This is a genomic window from Terriglobus albidus (assembly GCF_008000815.1).
Taxonomy (GTDB): Bacteria; Acidobacteriota; Terriglobia; order Terriglobales; family Acidobacteriaceae; genus Terriglobus; species Terriglobus albidus_A.
Genome location: NZ_CP042806.1, coordinates 5797255 through 5820747 on the forward strand (window position 1 = coordinate 5797255; position 23493 = coordinate 5820747).

The following is a 23493-nucleotide window of genomic DNA, read 5'->3' on the forward strand; positions in this document are numbered from 1 at the left end:
GGAGACCGCAAGACATGCGGCTTTAGCCGCTGAGGGCTAATCGTCCACGTCAAATACCATCCATATTATGGCCATCCCGACACGTACTGCGAGACCCGGGACGTACTTCGTCACATCCCTAGTAGCTAATCGATGTAGAGTCTTTCAAGTTACGCGCAATGCCGAGCTGCTTCTTGAAACCTTGGATCATTATCGCGAGAACTATCTCCTACACGCCTATGTCGTGATGCCCGACCACATCCATCTGCTACTGACTCCAACACAAATCACGCTTGAACGAGCGATGCAATTGATCAAAGGAGGGTTCTCTCATCGCTTTCATGCATCGCAACCCGTATGGCAGCGAGGATTTACGGACCATCGGATTCGGAATGCAGAGGACTATGCAACGCGCCTTGAATACATCGCTCGGAACCCTGTGCGAGCGAGGTTATGTGCAACTGCTGAAGAATATCCGTATTCTTCCGTAAGGCCAACGATTCGGCTGGACGAGTACCTCAGCGGCTAAAGCCGCGTTTCTCTCTTGCTCTCTACGGGACGGCTAAACAGTTTGCGGAAAAACGCGTCTTTTCGCCTGCGGGTCAGTCTGTTGTGAGGGATCGGTGAGTTGTTTTGGTTCTCTATGGCACGTTGTTATGCGGTTTGGGTGGGTTTAGAGGGTGTTTAGACACACTACGGCCGTGTCATGACTGTGCTGGGATGGGAGGTATCAGCTTCACCAGCCGCAGCAGATTATGGGCTGCGGCCATGAGCTGTACCATCCAGTCCACCTTGCGTAGCCCACGCAGCTTGGTCTGTCGCATCGAACGGTCCAGCTTCATCCAACCGAAGACCTTCTCAACCAGTTTGCGTTTCCTCTGACTGATCGCATATCCCGGCTCGCTGCGTTCCTTGCTGTTGAGCCAGTTGGGCCATTTGGGGTTCGGCTCATACTCGGCCACGTGCGGCCTGACCTTGCGACGGCGCAGGGCCTTGATGAACTTCTCGTACTGATAGCCCTTGTCGGCTCCCAGCGTGATCCGCTTTTTACGCTTGATCCGCTTCAACATCTTCAGAGCCGCTGCACGTTCCTCTGTCGTCCCGGCCTGTGTGGCCATGGCCGCCACCACCAGACCGTTGCGGTTCTCGGTGATCACATGGCCCAGATAGCTGGGAACCGATGCTCCGCTGGAGCTCTTGCGATACAGCCGCGCTTCCGGATCGGTAGAGGACTCATGAGTATCACGCAGTAGCTTCTTACCACCCGCTCCCGTCCCACGGTCCGGAGGATCGGCCTTCTCATGGAAGCTGCGCCGGTTGGCCCATGCCTGGATCAGCGTGCCGTCCACCGTGAAGTGTTCTTCGCTGAGCAGCTTGTGCTGGCTAGCTTCCTCCAGCACCGCCAGCAGAAGCTTCTGGCTGGCTTCGCCGGCGATCAGACGCTCCCGGTTCTTGGTAAATACCGTCACGTCCCACACCGGATCGTCAATCTCCATGCCCACGAACCAGCGGAACAACAGGTTATAGTTCAGCTGCTCCATCAACTGCCGTTCCGAGCGAATCGAGTACAGCACCATCAGCAACTGCGCACGCAGCAGACGTTCCGGCGCGATCGATGGTCGCCCTGTCGCCGCGTAAAGCTGCGACAACTCACCATCCATCCGCTTCAGTGCCGCATCCACCATAGTCCGGATCCTCCGCACCGGATGATCCGATGCGATCCGCTGCTCCATCGTTACGTAACTGAACATCCCGCTCTGCTTCGCTTCTTCTCCCCGCATACCTCTCTCTTACGACAATCCCCGAAAAACGAAAAGAGTTTTTCCGCAAACTGTAAAGCCGTCCCCTTAAGCAAGACATTCGCGCGTCGCGCGAACGGAGAGGCATTGATCTGGATTCGAATGCCTCACGGCTGTCGCCAAGAACTTCTCCGGGGACCCCACCCTTCGCGACAAGTCGCGAAGAATGGGGCAACGAGTGTATCGGTAGATCCGGACTATGTTGAAACCTTCTCGTTACGACGCCTTGCGCAGGGTCGAGCGGTAGTCTTCGACGAACTTGCGGATGCCTTTGTCTGTGAGCTCGTGTTTGATGTTGAAGTTTTGCCACGGCTGGTTCAGATCGATCTGGCGATACTCCATCGGCTTACCGTTGAACTGGTAGCGGAAGTTCGCATCCGGCATCGGACGGCCGGCTGTCACCCATTCCAGAATCACCTTCGCGGGAACAGTAACCAGGTCCACACCGATCTGGAAACAACGCATCAGGTGCGGCAGACTGCGGATGCTTGCGCCGAGAATATGGACATGGCCGTCGCCGGTGGTGAACATGCGCTTGATGTTCGCCAGCAGGTCCATGCCGTTCCATCCGATGTCGTCGAGACGTCCGACAAAAGGCGAAACATAGACCGGGGCCTTCGATCCTTTGGTCGCCGCATAGACTGCCGCGGCCTGCTCCTGCGAGAAGCACAGAGTCATGTTCACGCGCATTCCCTGGGCAACGGAGCGCTGCGCAGCCTTCAGGCCTTCGGGCGTGCAGGGATATTTGATGTAGGCGTTGGGGATCCAGGTAAACATCTCCTGGCCCTGCTTCACCATCCGGTCGGCCGTTGTGTCGAAGTCGGCGAAGACCTCGATCGAGACTCCGGCGCTTCCGACCATGGGCGAGATCTCCTGCACGATCTTGCGGTAGGCGGCGCTCTCCTCGGCTTCTGAGAGCGAGCGGCCGGACTCGACCCGCTTTTTCACCTCGGGGTTTTTGGCGATCAGGGATGGATTGGTAGTCTGGCCGTCGACGTATCCGAGCGCCTCTTTGACCCGCATCGTCTCCGCCGGATCGCCGCCATCGACAAGAATCTTTGTGGCCAGGTGGCCAGCCTTGGTTTGAGCGGTATCAACTTTTGCCATGTGATTTCCCCCTGACGGGTTGGCGGCTCACAGAATCAGGCGATGAAAGGTTGCCGACACACGAAATCCGCGCCATCCGGTGATGTCACCGGAGGCAGGCGGACAGGCTAGCCAATGCCTGTGTCCTTGTCGCGCCGTCTTCCCCTTAAAAGTTAGACGCTGGAGGTCTTCAGCCCGTGGCCTCATGATGCAAATTTGATATCCGGGAGCGGGGAGTGTCCAGCCAGAATTTCAGGCGCTCTTCCCATTCTTAGGATAGCAAGCCTGCCTTTTCAGAAACAGACTGTTTTTCGGCCTCGTTTCCGGATACGTTCAACCCTCGGGCTGGAGGAACGCGCAGGCGCGCGGCGTCCTTCATCGCCCAAACGGGAGGGGGAACAATATGCTAGTTGCGGCGAACAGGTTCGGGGCTTCCACGGTGGATGCGATCGCAAAGCAGGTTGGACCGGCGGGCATCGATATCGCCTACCAGCGGCTCGGCGATCCGCTGGCGCCTGCGGTGCTGCTGATCATGGGAGTTGCGGCACAGTCCATCCACTGGCCGGATGGCTTCTGCAATGCCCTGCTCGATTGCGGGCTGCAGGTGATCCGTTTCGACAACCGCGATGCCGGGCTCTCGACACACTTCAGCGACGCGGCGGTTCCCGATCTTCCCGCGGTGCTTGCCGGAGATCTGTCGTCGGTGTCCTACACACTCTCCGATATGGCCGCCGATGCGATAGGCCTGCTCGACGTACTGGATATCGAGAAGGCGCATGTCGTGGGTGCTTCAATGGGCGGACAAATTGCGCAGACGATGGCGATTGAGCATCCCCAGCGTGTCCACTCGCTGTGTTCGATGATGTCGACGACCGGCAACATGGCCGTAGGCCAGCCCGCTCCGGAGGTGTTGCGAGATCTGTTCTCCGGAGCTCCGGCGGAGACGCGCGAGCAGGTCATCGAGCAGTATCTGCGGGCGATGCGCATCGTCGGCTCGCCGGGATATCCAGTCGACGAAGGCGAGGTGGCCGCGCGTGCAGGCCTGGCCTATGACCGCTCACACGATCGAGTTGCCACCGCACGTCAGGCGGTGGCGACCGTTGCCTCGGGAGACAGGACAGAGCGGCTGCGGCTGCTCCAGGTTCCGGCGCTGGTGATTCACGGCCCGGCCGATCGTATGTGCGACGTCAGCGGAGGGCGCGCCACCGCCGATGCTATCTCGGGGGCAAAGCTCGTTCTGATCGAAGGGATGGGACATAATCTTCCGCCGGGGCTGCGGCTGCAGCTGGCCGCACAGATTACCGAGTTCGTCTGGCATGTGGAACGTGTCTCGCTGCGGTGAGTTTAAGATTTCGTTATGCCCGCAGACATCACGATCAATCTCTGGAAGCAGCACCTTGGCGCCGTCCCGATAGCCATATGGGAACAGACGGATACTACCGTGTTGATTCTGGCCGACAACGATCTGACAGAGATCTCGTCGCGCATCGGCGGCATGCAGCGTCTGCGAACGTTGGACCTTGGGCACAACCAGCTTGCATCATTACCGGAAGAGATCGGAGAACTCGCCGGGCTTTCCGACTTTCTCTATCTTCACGACAACCGGCTGACGTCTTTGCCGTCTTCGATTGCTGCGCTTGCTCGACTGCGCTATCTGAACATCAGTGAGAATCAGCTCACGGTATTTCCCGAGAGCATCTGTCGGATGTCCGGCTTGCTGGAACTACGAGTGACAGACAATCAGCTCTCGCAACTCCCGACGTCGATCGGTAGAATGACGCAACTGCGGGAGCTTCATCTGAGGAATAACCGGCTGCGCACGCTTCCGGAGGAGATTGCTGGTTGCTCGGAGCTGCGGCAGATCGATCTTCGCGGGAATCCGATTGAAGCTCTTCCGGATGCGATTGTGCAACTTCCTAAATTGGAAAAGCTGGATCTGCGATGGGTGACGATTGAAGAACCTGCGTGGTTGAGTGATCTGGAAGCGCGTGGGTGTTTGGTTTATCGGTGATTGTTGAGACTACCCATACACTGGGTGCCCCATTCACGCGAAGCGTGAATGGACGTTTGAGCAACGCGCGAGTTGGTGGGAGCGGTGGGCTTCAGCCCTGGGCTTTTCTGATTGTCAAAGCAAAAGGCCCAGGGCTAAAGCCCGACGTATTCTTAGGTCTAAATCAGCGGGCTGAAGCCCGCTGCTCCCACCCAAAAGACAATTCGCGTGTTGCTCGAACATCCCACCCATCGCGATACCACCCCAACGAACGAGTTCGTTAGGGACCCCGATACGCGATGGATGGGGAACCCGGTTTCGTAGTAACTCCAAAAGCAGGTCCTTCGCTTACCCACCCCAGCCAGCGAAGCTGGCCGGGGACCCCGTCCGCTCAGGATGACAAACTACGTTGCACCCTTGATCCGTTTCGCAACTTGCCTGTCCGGTCTGCAACATTTCAGAAGACGCGTTCGTAACTCCCGCATAGGCTCGGGCGCATGCAAACTCATTCGCCAGCGCTCCTTTCGGAATGCGGCTCGTCGTATCGCCGCCGGTTCTCTCTCTGGATACTTCTAACGCTCTTTGCCCTGGCCGCCGGGCAACTTGCTTACGCGGCCGACACCATCAAGGTCCCCATGACCAATGACGGTTGGACAGTTACGGCGGGCACCGTAGACTTCGTCGAGTACATGGGCCGTCCAGCGATCTCCCTGAAGGCCGGCAACTTTGCCAAGCACATCCCTACCGGAGCGGCGGTGCTGAAGTCAGTCAACTTCCACAACGGCACCATTGAGTACGACGTCATCGCCAGCGGAGGCATGGGTGCGGGCTTCGTCTTCCGCCGCTCCGATAAAGATAACTACGAGATGTTCTACCTTCGTCCGCGTCCGAAGTGTGAGGATGCTCCGGACTGCATTCAATACGCTCCCGAGACGAAAGGCGCTCTGCTGTGGGATGTCTTTCCGCAGTACCAGGGGCCGGCGCCGTTGCAGCAGGAAGGCTGGAATCAATCATGTGAAGCTCGTGGTCGGGCGGTTCCGTAACGGTGATTGCACAACGCCGTGCAGAGCAGGTTGAGATCCGCATCGCCGATGATGGCGTCGGTCTGCCGCCGGAGTGGTCGCTGGAGACCTGCGAAGGCCTGGGGCTCTCCGTCACCCGCGAACGCATTACAACGCTGCATAACGGAGCCAGCAGTTTTTCCGTGACGCGCCGTCCCACCGGCGGAACCGAAGTAGAGATCGTGCTTCCGCTCCGGTCGGTGGATGGGAACGAACGAGGGAACGGATGACGTCACAGCCTTCGGAACGGCTTCGCGTGCTTGTCGTCGACGATGAGGCTCCCGCGCGCCAGCGCATTGTCGATCTGCTGAAGAAAGATGCGCAGATCGAAGCGGTGCTTGAGGCAGGTGATGGCCTGGCAGCGGTAGAGGCAATCGAACGCGAGGCGCTCGATCTCGTCTTCCTCGATGTGCAGATGCCGGAGCTCGATGGGCTCGGCGTGATCGAAGCGATCGGCGCGGAGCGTATGCCGCTCACCATCTTTGTCACGGCATACGATCAGCACGCGATCCGCGCCTTTGAGGCCAACGCTCTCGACTATCTGCTCAAACCATTCAGCGATGAACGTCTGGAAGCGGCGGTCTGCCGCGCAAAGACTCGTCACCTGGAACGCAATATGCAGGCACTGGGAATGGGCATGCTGCGTATGGTCGCCGCCGCTGGGCCATCAGGACGCAGCATCGATCGCCTGGTGGTGAAGTCCGCGGGAGTAACGCGTTTTCTTCGTGTCGTTGAGATTGACTGGATTGAAGCGGCGGGGGTGTATGCCAATCTGCATGTGGGCGGGAAAGAGATTCTCTATCGTGCCAGTCTGAACGAACTTGCGGAGAGTCTGGATGCGATGCGGTTTATCCGTGTCCATCGGTCGGCGATTGTGAACATCGATAGCATTCTTGAGCTGCACTCGATGTCGCATGGTGAGTTTGAGCTGGTGTTGAAGGATGGCCATCGTTCTCGTGTGAGCCGGACGTATCGGGCGGAGTTGGAGAAGCGGTTGGGGCAATCGTTGTAGAAGCAGTGCTGCTTCCCAACGAACTTATTTGGTCGACGTACGTATGCCGGATAAGAACCGTACCTCAGCGGCTAAAGCCGCGTTTTTTCTCAGACTTTTGTACGGCACGGCTGAAGCCGTGCCCTTAAGCAAGGCATTCGCACCTTTGGTGCGAAATGGTTGCGCTGCGCGCAACGGAGTAAAGCAGCTAAGTACGATTCGTTAGCAAACAAAAGCATATCTCTCATTCGCGCGCGATGTTTGCCGTACGGCACGGCTGAAGCCGTGCCTTTAAGCAAGGCATTCGCACTTTTGGTGCGAAATGGTTGCGCTGCGTGCAACAGAACAATGCAAGTGCGATCCGTCGGCGACAAGGCATGCCTTCGTTCGCGCGTAGCGCGATGTTTTGCTTAAGGGCATGGCTTTAGCTGTCTAGTCTCCAGAGATGGTTTACAGTTTGTCTCCACACATCCTTTACAGATTGAGTGAGTTTGCGGGGCAGGGTTCCACGATCGTGGAACCCTGCCCCGTGAGGTCGAGTTCCCGGATGGGCGTGTCACCGTAGAAGATCAGGATGCGTTGATCGATGCGAGCGAGACGGACAGGCTGATGAGCCAGGGCTCCGGCTACCTGCCAGCTGCGTCCGTCCAGCCAGAGCGCTCCGTTGCTGTTGAGCTCGCGCACTTCGGCATCCGGGGCATACGCGGGGTTACGTGGTTCGGTGTACTCTCGCTGGCTGGGGTGCCAGTGGTCTGCTGGCGTTTCCATGTCCAGCGCTTCATGGGGACGAACATGGTTGTACTCTTCCCGGAAGCGGTCCAGCCATGACTGGCCAGGCGGCGTATCCATCGGCCCGCACCTTCTCCGTGCCCGCTCCAGGGCACCGTGGAAGCGTTCCACCTTACCCTGGGTCTGCGGGTGGCGGACTCCGGAGAAGTACAGCCGGATGCCCAGCCGCATCAGCCACACGGATAGCTGCGTCCATCCTCCTGGTGACTGCGCGTTCCACCAGGGCTGGCCGTGATCCATCAGCATGGCCTCGGGCAACCCACAGTCAGAGAACGCCTTATCCAGCCTCTGTTGGACGACGAGACCTTCACCCGAGGACAGTTGCTCCAACACCAAGGCATAGCGGCTGTGGTCATCCAACACGGATAAGGGGCCAAGATGCGCGTTCCATCCCTTAGGGCTTTTGAAATCCATCTGCCAGAGCTGATTAGGCGCCTCGCGACAGAAGCTGCCAGTGGCCTGTGGATGGCTGTCCAGCCGGTGGATCAGACCGTGCCGACGCAACACTCGATGTACGGTCGACGATGGCACCTTCACCCCAGATCGGCCGAGCAGAACGCGAAGCTTACGTGCACCCCAGTCAGGATGCTGGCGCCGTAAAGACACGATCTGCTCTTCCAACTCGGCAGGGCTCTGACGGGGACTCAGCAGAGGCCTGCGGCTGGCTTCCTGCATGCCGGCCGCTCCATGCTCACGGTATCGCTTCAGCCACAGATAACCCGTCGGACGGCTAATCTCGTACTCCACACACAGAGACGAAAACGATCGCTCTCCAATCATCGCCGCCTCCACAAACCGCAATCGCTGCGCTTCCACTTCCACCTTCCTCCATGCCATCCAAAAACACCCCTAAACAGGCATAAACCTGTAAAGGATGTCTGGAGACAAGGTGTAAAGGATGTCATGGAACTGAACAGCTTTAGCCATGCCGTACAGAGTTAGAAAGAGACTGCGGCTTTAGCCGCTGAGGGCTATCTGTCGCACAACACGCTACGGCATCAAGACAAAGTTTTGAATCGCGATCTTTGAGCCTCCGCGAGCACGCTCTTTATCGGGAGCAATCACCAGTGTGATCTCGTCGAACTGGTGATGCCGTGCCGCTGCGGGTAGTTCGAAGCGCATTGATTCATGTACCGGCGGCCGCGTCAGTGAGATGTGTTTGACCTGGCTTGATGGAATCACGATGCTGCCGAGCGAGATCGATTGCCGGGTCTTGAGCGAAGTATCTTTCAACCGTACTTCGAGACGAATGATTCCCGGGCGGGCGTCGCCGTTCAGCAAGTCCACCCGCAGTGCATGGCAGCAGTCCAGACTGATGGGGTTGGGCAGGAGCTGGTGCGCCTCCATCTGGAGGGGGTATTCGTCTGTCGAGCGGACGTTGGCCTTGATGGGATCGCCGTGCTGCACCCTGGCATCCCGCCTTGGCTGCAGGTCAGGATGCTTGAAGTACCAGTAGACGCCATCGAATGGAATCACGACCGGCTCCGCAATTGCAGCGGAGAAAGATGTCTGTTCGCCCTTGGTCGGCGGCACAATACGCGGATGCGGCTTTGGCGGCAGCATCAGGATGACGCCGGAGTATCCACTGCTGGGTACGCTCGCGTGGACGGATTGAACGACTGGCGGGCGGATGGCGAGCAGTCCGCTCAACGACTGCACGCCATAGGCGCGCTGCAGAAAGGGCGTAAGTGCAGTCGCCAGCAGGAAGAAGGCCGTCGCGGTCTGTACGAAGGCTGCTTTGGAGAAACGGCGGCGCTGACGGCGCAGGCGGTCGGGACGAACGATGGGATGACGCAGCAGCAGAATCAGCAGGCAGATGGAGAACAGGCCCGCGGCCATCCATGGGCTGCCGTTCATCAGCAGTGCGGCCCCTGACTGTACGGCGACAACGACGACTACGTACGGCAGGAGCGTACGCCACAACGGCACGACCGTCTCGACCTGGAAGAGCGGCCGGGCGGAGCGGGCGGTGGGATCTTCCTGTTCCGGCTTCTCGAAACGATCATTCCAAAGTGCGAGATAAATGATGGCGTTCGCGCATGCCCAGGGCACGATGCAGCAGAGCCAGAGCGAGTGTTCCGCATTCAGCAGCGAGACCAGCGGCAACCAGACAATCGCAGCCCAGATATGCAGCATGAGCAGGCCAACCGGCGCATGCAGATACTCACGGATGAGCCGCCAGATCGCCCAGACGGTCGCCAGGTGAATACATGCGGCAATCGTAAGATCGATGGCAGCACGCAGGAAGAGTTGGGCCAAACTGAGACTGGGCCGCGACGGAGGCGCCAGGATCAGCGTGACTGCGACGCTGGTGGCAAGAATGCTGCCGATGAGCGGCAGCAGCATGGGCGATGAGATCTGGTTGGAGCGCGTGAACATCGGTAAGCCCTCAGAACGGAAATCACGAGCGCTCCCATCTTGCCTGTATTTTCGCGATTGCGAAAGTGCTTAAACAAGAAAAGGCCCGGCAAAGGATGCCGGGCCTTACTTGTATTGTTGTTTACTTGGTTGCCGGTTCAGGAGTTGGATTGCGCGGCAGCATCTCGGCGCGCGTTGCCGTGTTGTACACGAACCAGGCTTCAACCGCCGCTCCCTGCATGACATCGCCCTGCTGCACTCGGTCGTAAAGATCCATGTTGGAGTGGTGCGTGCGGGTACCGTACTCCAATGGATCCTGCATGAAGCCGTATCCGTTGAGGCCGATCCAACTGAAGGAGGTTGAGTCGGTGCCGCCGGGCTCGCGGGTGGGCGGAGCGGTGGCGCCGATGACCGTAGTGATCTCGAGATCCTTCAGCGGAGCGATCCACTGTTCGAAGATTTCCTTGGTCAGCAGGTTGCCGTTGGCGGAGATGCCGCGGAAACGTCCGCTGCCCGAGTCGTCGTTGTAATACGCGTCGAGCTTTGCATACTCCGGCGTCAGCTTCATGGTGTTGCGCGGAGCGAAGTGTTGCTGGACATAGAACTTCGATCCCAGCAGACCCTCCTCTTCCCCGCCCCACAAGGCGATGCGCACGGTGCGAGCCATCGGCTTGTGCAGCGAAGTGAGAATACGGATGGCCTCAATGGCGACCGAGGATCCGGTGCCGTTGTCGGTGGCTCCGGTGCCTCCCTGCCAGGAGTCGAGGTGGCCGCCCAGCATCACAACCTCGTCGGACTTCGACGTGCCGGGAATCTCACCAACGACATTGAAGCCCATCTGGTTGTCCTTATAGGTGGTGGTCTCGATATCGAAGGTCAGTTTGGGCGTCATGCCATGCTGCAGCAGACGGACAACGCGGTTGTAATGCTCCGGCGTGATGGCCACCATCGGCGGAGGAACCGGATCGTTGGGGTCCTGTGAGCCGCCCCAGGTGGCGAAGACTGTGCCGCCGTCGCCGTTGGTGCCGTAGTTCACGGCGACCAGAGCGCCCTCATCGCTGAGGAACTTGCTGGTGTCGTTGCGCAGCTTCAAAGCAGCGTTGCGATCGACAGGCACAGGAGCCGGCCCGCGTGCAGGCGCTCCGCCGAACCCGCCCATACGGGAAGGATCGGGAACACGCGTGCGGGCCGCGATCTCTTCGTCCGTAAGGCGATGTGCTTCGGCCTCGGTGTGCATCGCAACCACCTTGGGATCGGCAATGAGCACCACCTTGCCCTTCAGCTTGCCCTTGTATTTGGCGAAGTCGGCCTGCGAGTGGATCGGCGCGAGAATGGCTTCGCCAGTCACAGGCCCATTGGTTCCGGGAGTCCAGGCCAGCGGGAAACCGATCAGCGGAGCGTAGTTCGGTTCGACCAGGGCGCCGTAAAACTTCCTGTACTGCCAGGAGTTGCCGAAAGGTCCCCAGGGCTCGAGGTGAACATTCTTCAGCCCGTAAGATTCAAGCCGCTTTACGATCCACTCAGCAGCAGCGCGGTGATTTGGAGATCCGTTCACGCGAGGACCATAAACATCGCTCAGATAGAAGAGATGCTCCATGACCTGCGAGTTGTTGAAGGCCTGCCACTTGATCTGGTTCAGGACGCCGAGATCAATGGGCTCAGAAGACTGCTGGCCTGCCAGTGGCATTGCCACCAGCAGGCCAAGGGCGATGAGACTTCTTTTCATCGTCGTAACCACTTCCTTTTAGAAGCTGAGCTTCACAGCGAATTGGATATTGAACGGCTCGCCGACGCCGAGACCCGGCGCTGAAGAGGCATTACGCGTGTTGGTGATCAGACCGTAGGAGCTTGAGGTCGGTGTCACCGTTGGATTGGCGAAGTTGTTCAGGTTGAAGACGTTGAAGATTTCTGCGCGGAACTCGCTCATTACCCTCTCGGTCACCGGCGTACGCTTGATCAGGGAAAAATCGACCGTGTGGAAGATTGGTCCCGTGAAGGCATCGCGCCGCAGGTTGCCGTAGGTAAAGTTTGCCGGTGTGCTGAACGTGACGCTTGCAGGTTGCAGGTAGCGATACGTACGGCCGGAGGACGAGCTGGTAGCAAGCTGCGCGCCGCCTACATACGGGCTTACGCCGTTCCAGTTCGGACGATTCTTCAGCTCGCCGGTTCCATCCACGTTGGTGGAATACTGCGGGTTGATGGGCGTTCCTGAGGTGAACTGCACCAGCGCATTCACCTGGTAGCCTTGCGTGATCCGCTTAGCCTTATCAGTGAACTTGGGCAGCGTGTAGTAGGCAAACCCGTTCAGTACGTGGCGATTGTCAAAAGTGCTTGGACCGTAGTCCGCCTTCAGGTCATAGCTGTTCATCGGCGTTGTATTGCTCGACGCATAGTCCAGCGACTTCGACCAGGTGTAGTTGAAGGTCGTGATCAGCCCCTTCCATGCTGCCTGCTTGATCGTGGTCTGCAGCGAGTGGAAGTTTGAGTTTGCAGCGAAGTTCAACTGGTTGATTGCCAGCAGCTTCTGGTTGAACTTCGAGTTCATGCCCTGGAAGCTGGTCTGCTGGTACGGACGCGCATTCGCAAGAGATACGCCGGCCGCCAGGTCGCTGACCTTCGGCTGGTTGATGTTGTAGAGCACTTCCAGATGACGTCCGAAGGTCCCGACATAGCCGATGGTGAACAGTGTCGTACGCGAAAGCTGCTGTTCGATATTGAAGCTTACCGTCGAAGAGCGCGGCATCTTGAAGTTCTGATTGACGCCGTATGCTCCAACCTGCGGAGCCGTGGAGCTGGCAAACGGATTCACGTTCACCGCCCAGCGGACATTGGTCTGGTTGTAGATTACCGCGGCATCGTCCCCGGCAGGATTGTTCTGCGCGTATGCGGCTCCACCGTTAGTGGTAATGCCGGCGATCCAGCTGTTCATCGCCGGGAAATCGTAGAACAAGCCATACGAACCGCGAATGACGGTGCGGTCGTTGTCGAACGGCGAGTAGGAGAAGCCGACACGCGGAGCGGCGCCGGAGAAGTAGTTCGGGTAGTAGCCCTTGTTGAAGCCAGGAGCGGAGCCGGACGTGGAGCCGGGAACGAACATATAGATATCGTCAGCCTCGGCATTGATCACACCGGGAACGGTGTAGCGCACACCAAGATTGAGGTTCAGCCGCTTGTTGAGTTTGATGTTGTCCTGTGCCCACAGATCTTCCGTATTCAGAGTCCACACACGCTGTGCGTTGCCCTGCAGCAGACGGGCGCCCGAGGAGTTGGAAGGCATGCCGGCCAGGAAGTCTGACAATGCGCCAAGCGCCGTACCGGAGCCTCCCCACGGACCACGCGTACCGTCAAAGGCAAAGGTGCCGCGGGCGCTGGAGAAGTAGAGCTGGTTGACGTTGGAGTGACGGAATTCGCCGCCGAACTTCATGTCGTGACGGCCGAGGGTCCAGTGCAGGTTATCCGTTACGTGGCCGGTGACGTCGGTACGGCCCGAGGGCTGCGTGGCGCCGACGCCATCAAACTGCGACATCGTGATGGTGGGCGAACCGGCAGCGATAATTCCCGACAGGCCAAGATTCAGGCCGGCGTTTTGCTGTGGATAGAAGCCCTGGTTGGCGTCGTTGAAGGTCTGCAGAAAGTAGTTGGTAGCCAGGGTAACCTGGTTCAACACGTGCGGCGTGATGGTGTAGGTGTCCACGACCGAGAAGTTGTGGATGTGCATCGGCGCGGTCTGGAAGTAGTCCGCGTAGTACGACGACGTCACCGGAGCCGTCTGCTTGCCGGTGGTTCCCAGGTAGCGGGCCGACAGCGTATGGGCATCGCTGAAGTGATGATCGATCTTGAGAATGCCGTTGAAGCTGTTGTAGTTCGCCGTGTTGTTCATGATGATGTTGTTCGCCGTAGCGGCGGCGGACTTCGTATTGGCGGGATACAGCACCTTGTACAGATTCAGGCTGAGCTGGTTCGCGGCATAGGGAGCGTTCGTCGTCGGATCGGTGTACTTGGCGATATTGGCCGTCGCAGCCGTAATCCATGGATCGGACACAACCGTATCGACGATGGCGGTATTTGCCTTGGCAATCTGCACTTCACCGGCGATGAAGAAGAAGGTACGGTCTCTCCAGATCGGTCCGCCGACCGTAAAGCCGCCCTGATGATTACGGATCAGCGGCTTCTTGCTACCGACAGCGGCCACCGGGGAGATCGCAGCGAAGTACTCATTGCGGTCGAAATAGAACATATCGCCATGCAGGTTGTTGGTTCCCGACTTGATCACCATGTTCGAGTTCGCGCCGGCGTTACGGCCCTGGTCGGCCTCGCCGCCTGACTGCATGGAGAACTGGTCGATCGCCTCAATCGGAATCAGGCCGCCGGCAATACCGGCGATGCCACCCTGGTTGGAGGCAACGTAGCCGAGCCACGGATCGACGTTGTCGGCGCCGTCCACCTGGAAGTTGATGCTGGTGATACGCGAGCCGTTGACGGAGGTGGTGAGAGCGCTGGCGCCGGGAACGAACTTCACCATCTGCGTGAAGTTACGTCCATTCATCGGCATCTCCTGCACCGACTTAGAATCGATCACCGCGACCAGAGCGCTGGAGGTGGTATCGGCCTGAATGGCGTCAGCCGCGACGTCAACGATGGTGTCCTGTGAACCGACCGCCAGTTCGACACGAAGTGTCGTCGTCTTCGAGACGGCGATATCAATGTCATCGATTTTCTTGGAAGCAAAACCGGCGCTGCTGACACTGAGCGAATACTTGCCGACAGGCAGTTCCGTGAAGCTGAAATCTCCAGTACCCGTCGTGGTGGAATTCAGTACCGTGCCGGTCGCAGGATTGGTAAGAACAACTTTGACATTCGTCAGCACAGCGCCCTGAGCGTCCGTGACATTGCCTGAGAGCGTACCGCGGAAGGTCTGTCCTACCGCCGATATGGGAATGAGAAAGAGAAGTATCCAAAGAAGACGTCGCATCGTACCTCCAAAAAGACAGCAAATTTTGGGTTTACCGGAACTACGGTGTGTGTGTGTTCTAGACAGCTGAGCCCGTACAGAGACACGTATCCTGTCTGCGCCGGAGGACGCATTCAGGCGCTCTTTAAAGACATCGACAAAGATGCAGAGCGAACGTGTGTTGACCGTTGGTTCGCAAAGGGCAGTCCAAACTGGCTGAATTGTGAAACGAATTAGATGTACTTTACGAAGGGTATCGAACTAAGTCAAGCGTTCCAGCACCTGATATTGCCGGCCTGCGACGTTTGATCTGGAACTTTCCGTAGAACTACTGCATGCGATGCGAAGACCTGCCGTAGCTTTACTGAATGCACCGTGTCGGCGGGACTGCGGACCGCAATGCTTCTTCTGAAGCGTACGCACGGGAAAGAACCATACCTCAGCGGCTAAAGCCGCAATCATTGAGAGCTTCTGTACGGCATGGCTAAAGCCATGCCCTTAACCACCCCAGCCAGCGAAGCTGGCCGGGGACCCTTAAGCAAGACATTCGCACCTTCGGTGCGAAATGGTTACACTACGCCCAACGGAGCAACCTGGCGAAGTGCTATGAGCGCATCCGTTCGCGCGTAGCGCGATGTTTTGCTTAAGGGCATGGCTTTAGCTGTCTAGTCTCCAGAGATGGTTTACAGTTTGTCTCCACACATCCTTTACAGATTGAGTGAGTTTGCGGGGCAGGGTTCCACGATCGTGGAACCCTGCCCCGTGAGGTCGAGTTCCCGGATGGGCGTGTCACCGTAGAAGATCAGGATGCGTTGATCGATGCGAGCGAGACGGACAGGCTGATGAGCCAGGGCTCCGGCTACCTGCCAGCTGCGTCCGTCCAGCCAGAGCGCTCCGTTGCTGTTGAGCTCGCGCACTTCGGCATCCGGGGCATACGCGGGGTTACGTGGTTCGGTGTACTCTCGCTGGCTGGGGTGCCAGTGGTCTGCTGGCGTTTCCATGTCCAGCGCTTCATGGGGACGAACATGGTTGTACTCTTCCCGGAAGCGGTCCAGCCATGACTGGCCAGGCGGCGTATCCATCGGCCCGCACCTTCTCCGTGCCCGCTCCAGGGCACCGTGGAAGCGTTCCACCTTACCCTGGGTCTGCGGGTGGCGGACTCCGGAGAAGTACAGCCGGATGCCCAGCCGCATCAGCCACACGGATAGCTGCGTCCATCCTCCTGGTGACTGCGCGTTCCACCAGGGCTGGCCGTGATCCATCAGCATGGCCTCGGGCAACCCACAGTCAGAGAACGCCTTATCCAGCCTCTGTTGGACGACGAGACCTTCACCCGAGGACAGTTGCTCCAACACCAAGGCATAGCGGCTGTGGTCATCCAACACGGATAAGGGGCCAAGATGCGCGTTCCATCCCTTAGGGCTTTTGAAATCCATCTGCCAGAGCTGATTAGGCGCCTCGCGACAGAAGCTGCCAGTGGCCTGTGGATGGCTGTCCAGCCGGTGGATCAGACCGTGCCGACGCAACACTCGATGTACGGTCGACGATGGCACCTTCACCCCAGATCGGCCGAGCAGAACGCGAAGCTTACGTGCACCCCAGTCAGGATGCTGGCGCCGTAAAGACACGATCTGCTCTTCCAACTCGGCAGGGCTCTGACGGGGACTCAGCAGAGGCCTGCGGCTGGCTTCCTGCATGCCGGCCGCTCCATGCTCACGGTATCGCTTCAGCCACAGATAACCCGTCGGACGGCTAATCTCGTACTCCACACACAGAGACGAAAACGATCGCTCTCCAATCATCGCCGCCTCCACAAACCGCAATCGCTGCGCTTCCACTTCCACCTTCCTCCATGCCATCCAAAAACACCCCTAAACAGGCATAAACCTGTAAAGGATGTCTGGAGACAAGGTGTAAAGGATGTCATGGAACTGAACAGCTTCAGCCGTGCCGCACGAAGCCTGAGAAGAAATGCGGCTTTTAGCCGCTGAGGGCAATGTGTTGTATCACCTGTAGTGGTTCTGCTTGCCCAACCAGAGGAAGATGTACCTCACTTATTGGCCCGTAGCTCTACTGAATACACCGCGTCGGCGGGACTGCGGACCGCAATGCTTCTTCTGAAGCGTACGACCGCTGCACTGAGCTGAATGCGGCCTGATTGCGTCCGTTTCGCTTTGCCTCGTACAAGCCGGCATCGGCGACCGCAAGCAGAGTGGATGTTGTCATTCCAACCTGCCACCGTGCCACACCGACGCTGATCGTCACTCCGTGTAGAGCGCCCTCGAGCATCGGAATGGCGTTGCAGATGCGTGTCGCAAGCATCAGGGCGTTTTCGGGCGAGGTATCGGGAAGCAGGATGGCGAATTCTTCTCCGCCATAGCGGCATATGTGATCTGAACCGCGGAACAATCGGGGCAGCACCATCCCGAACTCGCGCAATACCTCGTCTCCGAAGAGATGGCCCTTGGTATCGTTGATCGCCTTGAAGTGGTCGATATCGAGCATGATCAACGAGAGAGACCGCCTGCTTCGCGCGGCGTAAGAGACGCACTGTTCCAGCCACTGGTCAAAACATCTGCGGTTCGGAAGTCCGGTCAGCGTATCGGTAATGCTGAGCTTGCCGAGCTCGATAGTCGCCGCCGTCAGCTCTTCCTTCTTACGTTCCAGCTCTTCTTCGTAGAGCCTCTCACGGGTTACATCGATTGCGATGCCGGCGAGAAAGCGCTCGCCGCGCGCGTCGGTGAACGGAAACTTATAGCTCTTCCAGTAGATGTACTCTCCGCGCGGACCGGGAGACCGTTCTTCCTGCTCCACAGCGTGGTTACTGTTTAGAACAGCGAGGTCGGTAGCGCGATATTCGTCCGCCAGATGCGCAGGCCAGATCTCGTGATCTGTCTTATTGAGCCATTCCTTGTTGGTCACGCCGTACAGCGCAGCGAGCCGCCGGTTGTAGAAGCGCATACGGCCGTCCGCATCCTTGATGAAGGCGACGATGGGACTATGGTCCATGAATGCGCAGAAGCGCTCATTGCTGGAGAGCAGATCTTTCGTGAGCGCCTCAGTGTTCTCAACAAGCTGCTGCACCTGCTGCATACGCTGCCGCAGGGCAATCTGTGCCTCTACCTGTTTTGCCAGCATCCGCAGTGTCTCAATCTGTTCCGCACTGAATGGACGTGGAACCAGGTCGACGGCGCATAGCGCGCCAAAGCAGAAGCCATTGAGATCGCGCAGCGGCACACCCGCGTAGGCCCGCAGGTGCGGTTTGCCCATAACAAAAGGACTCGCACTAAACCTTTCGTCTGCCGTGAGATCGGGCACAACCAGAGGAACGGTCTGCCGGATGGTATAGGTGCACATGGATCCGTCGCGCACCGTCTGCCGGCATGCCAGTCCCTGCACCGATTTGAACCATTGGCGATCGGTATCTACCAGAGAAACAAGAGCGATGGGCACTTCGCAGAACCGGGTCACCAGCGCGGTAATGTCATCAAATGACTCTTCCGGATCGCTATCCAGCAGTCCACTGGCATGCAGGGCCGCCAACCGCGCTGATTCCAACAACTGAGCCGCCAATGTTCCATCGAGATCGAGAATCTTCGGCATTTTTCAACTCTGAAAGAGCTTTTCGGCAAAACCAGGTGAATCTTTAGCGGTATCGCAAAAAAAATTGGAAAAATGACTTCTCTTCCCGCTGGCAAAGCAATCTGTAGCGGCCCGTGGATGAAATCACCTAGGGTACTGAATCTAAAATTCGCGACATAACTCCTGAAGAGCTCTGGTGTTTCCGCGAGAGCTCTTCGCACCGCAGTTGCGAAGAACTTGCTTAAGGGAACGGCTTTTACAGGCCGCGGAAAAGTGGCGGAGAGGTGCTTTTTCCGCAGCCTGTTTTAGCCCGCGGTTTGTTTTGCTTAAGGGCACGGCTTTTAGCTGTCTAGTCTCCAGAGATGGTTTACAGTTTGTCTCCACACATCCTTTACAGATTGAGTGAGTTTGCGGGGCAGGGTTCCACGATCGTGGAACCCTGCCCCGTGAGGTCGAGTTCCCGGATGGGCGTGTCACCGTAGAAGATCAGGATGCGTTGATCGATGCGAGCGAGACGGACAGGCTGATGAGCCAGGGCTCCGGCTACCTGCCAGCTGCGTCCGTCCAGCCAGAGCGCTCCGTTGCTGTTGAGCTCGCGCACTTCGGCATCCGGGGCATACGCGGGGTTACGTGGTTCGGTGTACTCTCGCTGGCTGGGGTGCCAGTGGTCTGCTGGCGTTTCCATGTCCAGCGCTTCATGGGGACGAACATGGTTGTACTCTTCCCGGAAGCGGTCCAGCCATGACTGGCCAGGCGGCGTATCCATCGGCCCGCACCTTCTCCGTGCCCGCTCCAGGGCACCGTGGAAGCGTTCCACCTTACCCTGGGTCTGCGGGTGGCGGACTCCGGAGAAGTACAGCCGGATGCCCAGCCGCATCAGCCACACGGATAGCTGCGTCCATCCTCCTGGTGACTGCGCGTTCCACCAGGGCTGGCCGTGATCCATCAGCATGGCCTCGGGCAACCCACAGTCAGAGAACGCCTTATCCAGCCTCTGTTGGACGACGAGACCTTCACCCGAGGACAGTTGCTCCAACACCAAGGCATAGCGGCTGTGGTCATCCAACACGGATAAGGGGCCAAGATGCGCGTTCCATCCCTTAGGGCTTTTGAAATCCATCTGCCAGAGCTGATTAGGCGCCTCGCGACAGAAGCTGCCAGTGGCCTGTGGATGGCTGTCCAGCCGGTGGATCAGACCGTGCCGACGCAACACTCGATGTACGGTCGACGATGGCACCTTCACCCCAGATCGGCCGAGCAGAACGCGAAGCTTACGTGCACCCCAGTCAGGATGCTGGCGCCGTAAAGACACGATCTGCTCTTCCAACTCGGCAGGGCTCTGACGGGGACTCAGCAGAGGCCTGCGGCTGGCTTCCTGCATGCCGGCCGCTCCATGCTCACGGTATCGCTTCAGCCACAGATAACCCGTCGGACGGCTAATCTCGTACTCCACACACAGAGACGAAAACGATCGCTCTCCAATCATCGCCGCCTCCACAAACCGCAATCGCTGCGCTTCCACTTCCACCTTCCTCCATGCCATCCAAAAACACCCCTAAACAGGCATAAACCTGTAAAGGATGTCTGGAGACAAGGTGTAAAGGATGTCATGGAACTGAACAGCTTCAGCCGTGCCCTTAAGCAAGACATTCGCACCTGCCGTGCGAAATGGTTGCGCTATGCGCAACGGCCTGTAAAGTCATGCCCTTAAGCAAAACAAAGCGCCTTTGGCGCTCATCGTCCATCCAGCTAAGCTTCCAAATTCATAGACAGTCGCCCCGGAGGCGAGGAAAATACTATGTTTTGTTCAATTTTGAGGCTAACGTGCAACGGCGTTATACGGCGAGCGGATGCAGGAACGCCCCTCCCGATGCAGGCCTTATAGTTGGCCTTATAGTTTGTCAGCTATCATGGCTCTTCCGGGCCAGCTTCGATGAGTTACGGTACAAGCCTGTTGCGAGGTGAATCTCATGCCATTCCAGCTCACTATCAATCGGAAGCCCAGATCGGTCGACGCACCGGCCGATATGCCGTTGCTCTGGGTTCTGCGCGACGTCCTTGACCTGAAGGGCGCCAAATATGGCTGCGGGATCGGGGCGTGCGGCGCCTGCACGGTCCTGATGAACGGAGAGGCGGTGCGTTCCTGCCAGATCCCGGTCTCCGCAGTGAAAGGCAATATCACCACCATTGAGGGCCTGGCGGAGGACGGCAAGCTGCATCCGCTGCAAAAGGCGTGGATCGACCTGGATGTAGCCCAGTGCGGCTACTGCCAGGGCGGACAGATTCTGAGCGCGGCGTCCCTGCTGGCGAAGAACCCGCACCCCAGCGACGCCGACATCAGCTCGGCGATGACCGGCAATATCTGCCGCTGCGCCACTTACAACCGTATCCGTGCGGCGATTCATCAGGCCGCCGGAGACTCCGCCACCAAGGAAGGAGGCAGCCATGCCGGTGCTTGAGAAGTTCGCGCAATACGACGCTGAGATGCAGGCTCTGATCACTGAGGTCGAGACCATCTCGCCCTCCGTAGTTACCACGATAGGCCGGCGTTCTTTCCTGAAGCTGGCCGGACTGGCCGGCGGCGGTCTGGTGCTCGCCTTCAACCTCGATACTCGCTCCGCCAAAGCCGAGATGGCAGCAACGCCAGACGCGGCCACCACGGAGATGAATGCGTTTGTCCGCATCGCTCCGGACAACACCGTAACCGTCTACTCCAAGGGACCGGAGATCGGCCAGGGGATTAAGACAGCCTTCGGCCTGATTATCGCCGAAGAGCTCGACGCCGACTGGAAGACGGTGAAGGTCGACCAGGCTGCGATCAATCCCAAGGTCTACGGCTATCAGGGTGCGGGTGGGTCCACCTCGATTCCGCGCGGATGGGACCAGTTGCGCCAGGCCGGAGCGACGGCGCGCGCCATGCTGATTGCCGCTGCCGCGAAACAGTGGAACGTTCCGGTAAGCGAGTGCACCGCCTCAGAGAGCACGGTCATCCATGCTCCTTCAAAACGCAAGCTGACCTATGGTGAGCTGGCAAAGGCCGCAGCGGCACAGCCGGTTCCCGATGTTGCGAAGGTTCCGCTGAAGACCCGCGCCGACTACAAGCTGCTGGGCAAGCGCTACACCGGAGTCGACAACCTTAAAGTAGTGACCGGCCAGCCGCTCTTCGGCATCGATGTCACTATGCCGGGCATGGTGTATGCCAACTACACCAAGTGCCCCGCAGTCGGCGGCAAGGTAAAGTCCGCCAACCTGGATGAGATCAAGAAGCTGCCGGGTGTGCTCGACGCCTTCGTGCTGGAGGGTACCGGAAGCCCCGCCGAGGTGATGCCCGGCGTCGCCATCATCGCCAAGACCACCTGGGAGGCTTTCAAAGCCAAGGCTGCCCTCAAGGTCGAGTGGGATGAGAGCTCGGCCTCGAAGGATTCTTTGACGCAGGCTGCGGCCAAGGCCAAAGAGCTTGGGCCGAACTTGCCAACACCTGCGACGAATGTCGGCGACGTCGATGCTGCCTTTGCCGCAGGCAAGGTGGTGGAGGCTGCCTACGACTACGCCATGGTCTCGCACCAGCAGCTTGAGCCGGAGGTCACCACCGGCTGGTGGCATGACGGAACCATGGAGCTGTGGACACCCAGCCAGCAATCCGACCGCGGTCTCAGCCAGGTCATCAAGATGTTGAACCTGCCGGAAGACAAGGTAGTCGTGCACCAGACCCGCGCCGGTGGCGGCTTTGGCCGCAGGCTGGCCAATGACTACATGTGCGAGGCTGCGGCCATCGCCATGAAGGTCAACGCTCCGGTCAAGCTGCAGTGGAAGCGCGAAGATGACTTTGCTCACGACATGTTCCGCGTGGGCGGCTACCACTTCCTGAAGGGAGCGGTGAAGGACGGCAAGCTTACTGCCTTCCAGCAGCATCTCGTTACCTTCTCTGCTGATGGCAGCCGTCCGGTCTCCGGCGGTGCGCGCAGCAATAACAGCTTCCCCACCGATATCGCTCCGAATGTTCGTTATGCCGTCAGCCTGATGCCGCTGCAGATTCCCTGCGGCCCGTGGCGCGCGCCTACGGACAACACGCAGATGTTCGTAATCGGCAGCTTCCTGCATGAGCTTTCAGTCGCTGCCAATTGCGACCACGTCACCTTCCTTCTCGACTGGCTGGCGCGTCCGCTGGCTGCTCCGCCGAGCAGTGGTCCGCCGCCGGATCTGAGCCGCACCTTCAATCCCACGCGTGCCGCGGGTGTGGTGAAGCTCGCCGCGGAGAAATCCGGTTGGGGCAAGCCGCTGCCTGCCGGTCATGGTCTGGGCCTGGCGTTTGGCTTCTCCTACGGCGGACACATCGCCGAAGCGGTGGAGCTGAGCGTCGATGCCAAGAAACACATCACCGTACACAAGATCACGGTGGCCGCGGATATCGGTCCGGTCATCAACTTGAGCAGCGCCGAGAACCAGGCACAAGGTGGCGCTATCGATGGTCTGTCGACCGCGATGGGCCTGGAGATCGGTGTAGAACAGGGCCGTATTCAACAGACAAACTTCGGCGATTACCCGATCCTGCGTATGCGCAGTGCTCCACCGGTGGAAGCTCACTTTATCCAGTCGGACTTCCGTCCTTCTGGTCTGGGTGAGCCGTGCCTGCCGCCGCTTGCGGCCGCGCTCGGCAATGCGCTGTTTGCTGCGACAGGCGAACGTGTGCGGACGATGCCTTTCAAACGGGCTGGGTATACGATCTGATGTCTTATCTGGATTGACAGAAAAGCCGCCCGTGAGGCGGCTTTTCTGTTTGTGTACCTCAGCGGCTAAAGCCGCGCTTCCTTTCAGCTTTGTACGGCACGGCTGAAGCTGTTAAGTCTCCAGACATCCTTTACAGTCGATTTGCTCGCAATTCCCTATAAAGAGCGGTCGTAGTGGCT

17 protein-coding genes are annotated in these 23493 nt (G+C 58.7%); 8 read left to right on the forward strand and 9 right to left on the reverse strand.

The annotated features are described in order from the left end of the window. The first annotated feature begins 67 nt into the window (after positions 1-67). A complete protein-coding gene (locus FTW19_RS26515; protein WP_147649956.1) occupies positions 68-508 on the forward strand; it encodes an REP-associated tyrosine transposase in 441 nt (146 codons plus the stop codon). Between the two features lie 175 nt (positions 509-683). Here FTW19_RS26515 and FTW19_RS23260 read toward each other — a convergent pair whose 3' ends face one another. Both FTW19_RS23260 and FTW19_RS23265 read right to left on the reverse strand, forming a co-directional pair. Further along, complete coding sequence (locus FTW19_RS23260; protein WP_147645881.1) at positions 684-1760, reverse strand: IS5 family transposase; 1077 nt, start codon at positions 1758-1760, stop codon at positions 684-686. A gap of 234 nt (positions 1761-1994) precedes the next feature. Beyond that, complete coding sequence (locus tag FTW19_RS23265; RefSeq protein ID WP_147649957.1) at positions 1995-2885, reverse strand: transaldolase family protein; 891 nt, start codon at positions 2883-2885, stop codon at positions 1995-1997. 382 nt (positions 2886-3267) lie between these two features. Here FTW19_RS23265 and FTW19_RS23270 point away from each other — a divergent pair, with 382 nt between their 5' ends. The 5 genes from FTW19_RS23270 to FTW19_RS23290 all read left to right on the forward strand — a co-directional run bounded on the left by FTW19_RS23270 (position 3268) and on the right by FTW19_RS23290 (position 6927). Continuing rightward, positions 3268-4206, forward strand: coding sequence for an alpha/beta fold hydrolase (locus FTW19_RS23270; protein WP_147649958.1), 939 nt, complete (start codon positions 3268-3270; stop codon positions 4204-4206). Between the two features lie 15 nt (positions 4207-4221). Beyond that, a complete protein-coding gene (locus tag FTW19_RS23275) occupies positions 4222-4875 on the forward strand; it encodes a leucine-rich repeat domain-containing protein (RefSeq protein WP_147649959.1) in 654 nt (217 codons plus the stop codon). A gap of 476 nt (positions 4876-5351) precedes the next feature. Beyond that, positions 5352-5897: a hypothetical protein gene (locus FTW19_RS23280; protein ID WP_147649960.1), complete on the forward strand. Its 546-nt coding sequence runs from the start codon at positions 5352-5354 to the stop codon at positions 5895-5897. 2 nt (positions 5898-5899) lie between these two features. Further along, a complete protein-coding gene (locus tag FTW19_RS23285) occupies positions 5900-6145 on the forward strand; it encodes an ATP-binding protein (protein ID WP_147649961.1) in 246 nt (81 codons plus the stop codon). Further along, positions 6142-6927 (forward strand): LytR/AlgR family response regulator transcription factor, encoded by a 786-nt coding sequence (locus FTW19_RS23290; RefSeq protein ID WP_147649962.1) that lies wholly within the window; start codon positions 6142-6144, stop codon positions 6925-6927. The genes FTW19_RS23285 and FTW19_RS23290 overlap by 4 nt, the downstream gene beginning before the upstream one ends. Before the next feature lie 453 nt (positions 6928-7380). Here the strand turns inward: FTW19_RS23290 and FTW19_RS23295 are convergent, their stop codons facing one another. The 7 genes from FTW19_RS23295 to FTW19_RS23325 form a co-directional block, all read right to left on the reverse strand. Then, positions 7381-8532, reverse strand: a complete 1152-nt coding sequence (locus FTW19_RS23295) for an IS481 family transposase (RefSeq protein ID WP_147645759.1) — start codon at positions 8530-8532, stop codon at positions 7381-7383. A 153-nt stretch (positions 8533-8685) separates the two neighbouring features. Further along, positions 8686-10074, reverse strand: coding sequence for a hypothetical protein (locus tag FTW19_RS23300; RefSeq protein ID WP_147649963.1), 1389 nt, complete (start codon positions 10072-10074; stop codon positions 8686-8688). A gap of 121 nt (positions 10075-10195) precedes the next feature. Beyond that, positions 10196-11779, reverse strand: a complete 1584-nt coding sequence (locus FTW19_RS23305; protein WP_147649964.1) for a M28 family peptidase — start codon at positions 11777-11779, stop codon at positions 10196-10198. Between the two features lie 18 nt (positions 11780-11797). Next, positions 11798-15025, reverse strand: a complete 3228-nt coding sequence (locus FTW19_RS23310; protein WP_147649965.1) for a TonB-dependent receptor — start codon at positions 15023-15025, stop codon at positions 11798-11800. A 686-nt stretch (positions 15026-15711) separates the two neighbouring features. Further along, the gene (locus FTW19_RS23315) at positions 15712-16863 is read right to left on the reverse strand and encodes an IS481 family transposase (protein WP_147645759.1); all 1152 of its coding nucleotides are present in this window, start codon (positions 16861-16863) and stop codon (positions 15712-15714) included. 211 nt (positions 16864-17074) lie between these two features. Then, on the reverse strand, positions 17075-18607 hold the full coding sequence (locus tag FTW19_RS23320; protein ID WP_147649966.1) for a GGDEF domain-containing protein: 1533 nt from the start codon (positions 18605-18607) through the stop codon (positions 17075-17077). 370 nt (positions 18608-18977) lie between these two features. After that, the gene (locus tag FTW19_RS23325) at positions 18978-20129 is read right to left on the reverse strand and encodes an IS481 family transposase (protein WP_147645759.1); all 1152 of its coding nucleotides are present in this window, start codon (positions 20127-20129) and stop codon (positions 18978-18980) included. A gap of 427 nt (positions 20130-20556) precedes the next feature. Here FTW19_RS23325 and FTW19_RS23330 point away from each other — a divergent pair, with 427 nt between their 5' ends. Both FTW19_RS23330 and FTW19_RS23335 read left to right on the forward strand, forming a co-directional pair. Next, positions 20557-21045 (forward strand): (2Fe-2S)-binding protein, encoded by a 489-nt coding sequence (locus tag FTW19_RS23330; RefSeq protein WP_147649967.1) that lies wholly within the window; start codon positions 20557-20559, stop codon positions 21043-21045. Next, positions 21032-23314 (forward strand): xanthine dehydrogenase family protein molybdopterin-binding subunit, encoded by a 2283-nt coding sequence (locus tag FTW19_RS23335; RefSeq protein ID WP_147649968.1) that lies wholly within the window; start codon positions 21032-21034, stop codon positions 23312-23314. The genes FTW19_RS23330 and FTW19_RS23335 overlap by 14 nt, the downstream gene beginning before the upstream one ends. The last annotated feature ends 179 nt before the right edge of the window (positions 23315-23493 follow it).

What these genes read in the sequence shown, in the direction of transcription:
- FTW19_RS26515 (WP_147649956.1), top strand. Translation starts at nt 68, where the DNA reads ATGGCCATCCCGACACGTACTGCGAGACCCGGGACGTACTTCGTCACA.
- FTW19_RS23260 (WP_147645881.1), bottom strand. Translation starts at nt 1,760, where the DNA reads ATGCGGGGAGAAGAAGCGAAGCAGAGCGGGATGTTCAGTTACGTAACG.
- FTW19_RS23265 (WP_147649957.1), bottom strand. Translation starts at nt 2,885, where the DNA reads ATGGCAAAAGTTGATACCGCTCAAACCAAGGCTGGCCACCTGGCCACA.
- FTW19_RS23270 (WP_147649958.1), top strand. Translation starts at nt 3,268, where the DNA reads ATGCTAGTTGCGGCGAACAGGTTCGGGGCTTCCACGGTGGATGCGATC.
- FTW19_RS23275 (WP_147649959.1), top strand. Translation starts at nt 4,222, where the DNA reads ATGCCCGCAGACATCACGATCAATCTCTGGAAGCAGCACCTTGGCGCC.
- FTW19_RS23280 (WP_147649960.1), top strand. Translation starts at nt 5,352, where the DNA reads ATGCAAACTCATTCGCCAGCGCTCCTTTCGGAATGCGGCTCGTCGTAT.
- FTW19_RS23290 (WP_147649962.1), top strand. Translation starts at nt 6,142, where the DNA reads ATGACGTCACAGCCTTCGGAACGGCTTCGCGTGCTTGTCGTCGACGAT.
- FTW19_RS23295 (WP_147645759.1), bottom strand. Translation starts at nt 8,532, where the DNA reads ATGGCATGGAGGAAGGTGGAAGTGGAAGCGCAGCGATTGCGGTTTGTG.
- FTW19_RS23300 (WP_147649963.1), bottom strand. Translation starts at nt 10,074, where the DNA reads ATGTTCACGCGCTCCAACCAGATCTCATCGCCCATGCTGCTGCCGCTC.
- FTW19_RS23305 (WP_147649964.1), bottom strand. Translation starts at nt 11,779, where the DNA reads ATGAAAAGAAGTCTCATCGCCCTTGGCCTGCTGGTGGCAATGCCACTG.
- FTW19_RS23310 (WP_147649965.1), bottom strand. Translation starts at nt 15,025, where the DNA reads ATGCGACGTCTTCTTTGGATACTTCTCTTTCTCATTCCCATATCGGCG.
- FTW19_RS23315 (WP_147645759.1), bottom strand. Translation starts at nt 16,863, where the DNA reads ATGGCATGGAGGAAGGTGGAAGTGGAAGCGCAGCGATTGCGGTTTGTG.
- FTW19_RS23320 (WP_147649966.1), bottom strand. Translation starts at nt 18,607, where the DNA reads ATGCCGAAGATTCTCGATCTCGATGGAACATTGGCGGCTCAGTTGTTG.
- FTW19_RS23325 (WP_147645759.1), bottom strand. Translation starts at nt 20,129, where the DNA reads ATGGCATGGAGGAAGGTGGAAGTGGAAGCGCAGCGATTGCGGTTTGTG.
- FTW19_RS23330 (WP_147649967.1), top strand. Translation starts at nt 20,557, where the DNA reads ATGCCATTCCAGCTCACTATCAATCGGAAGCCCAGATCGGTCGACGCA.
- FTW19_RS23335 (WP_147649968.1), top strand. Translation starts at nt 21,032, where the DNA reads ATGCCGGTGCTTGAGAAGTTCGCGCAATACGACGCTGAGATGCAGGCT.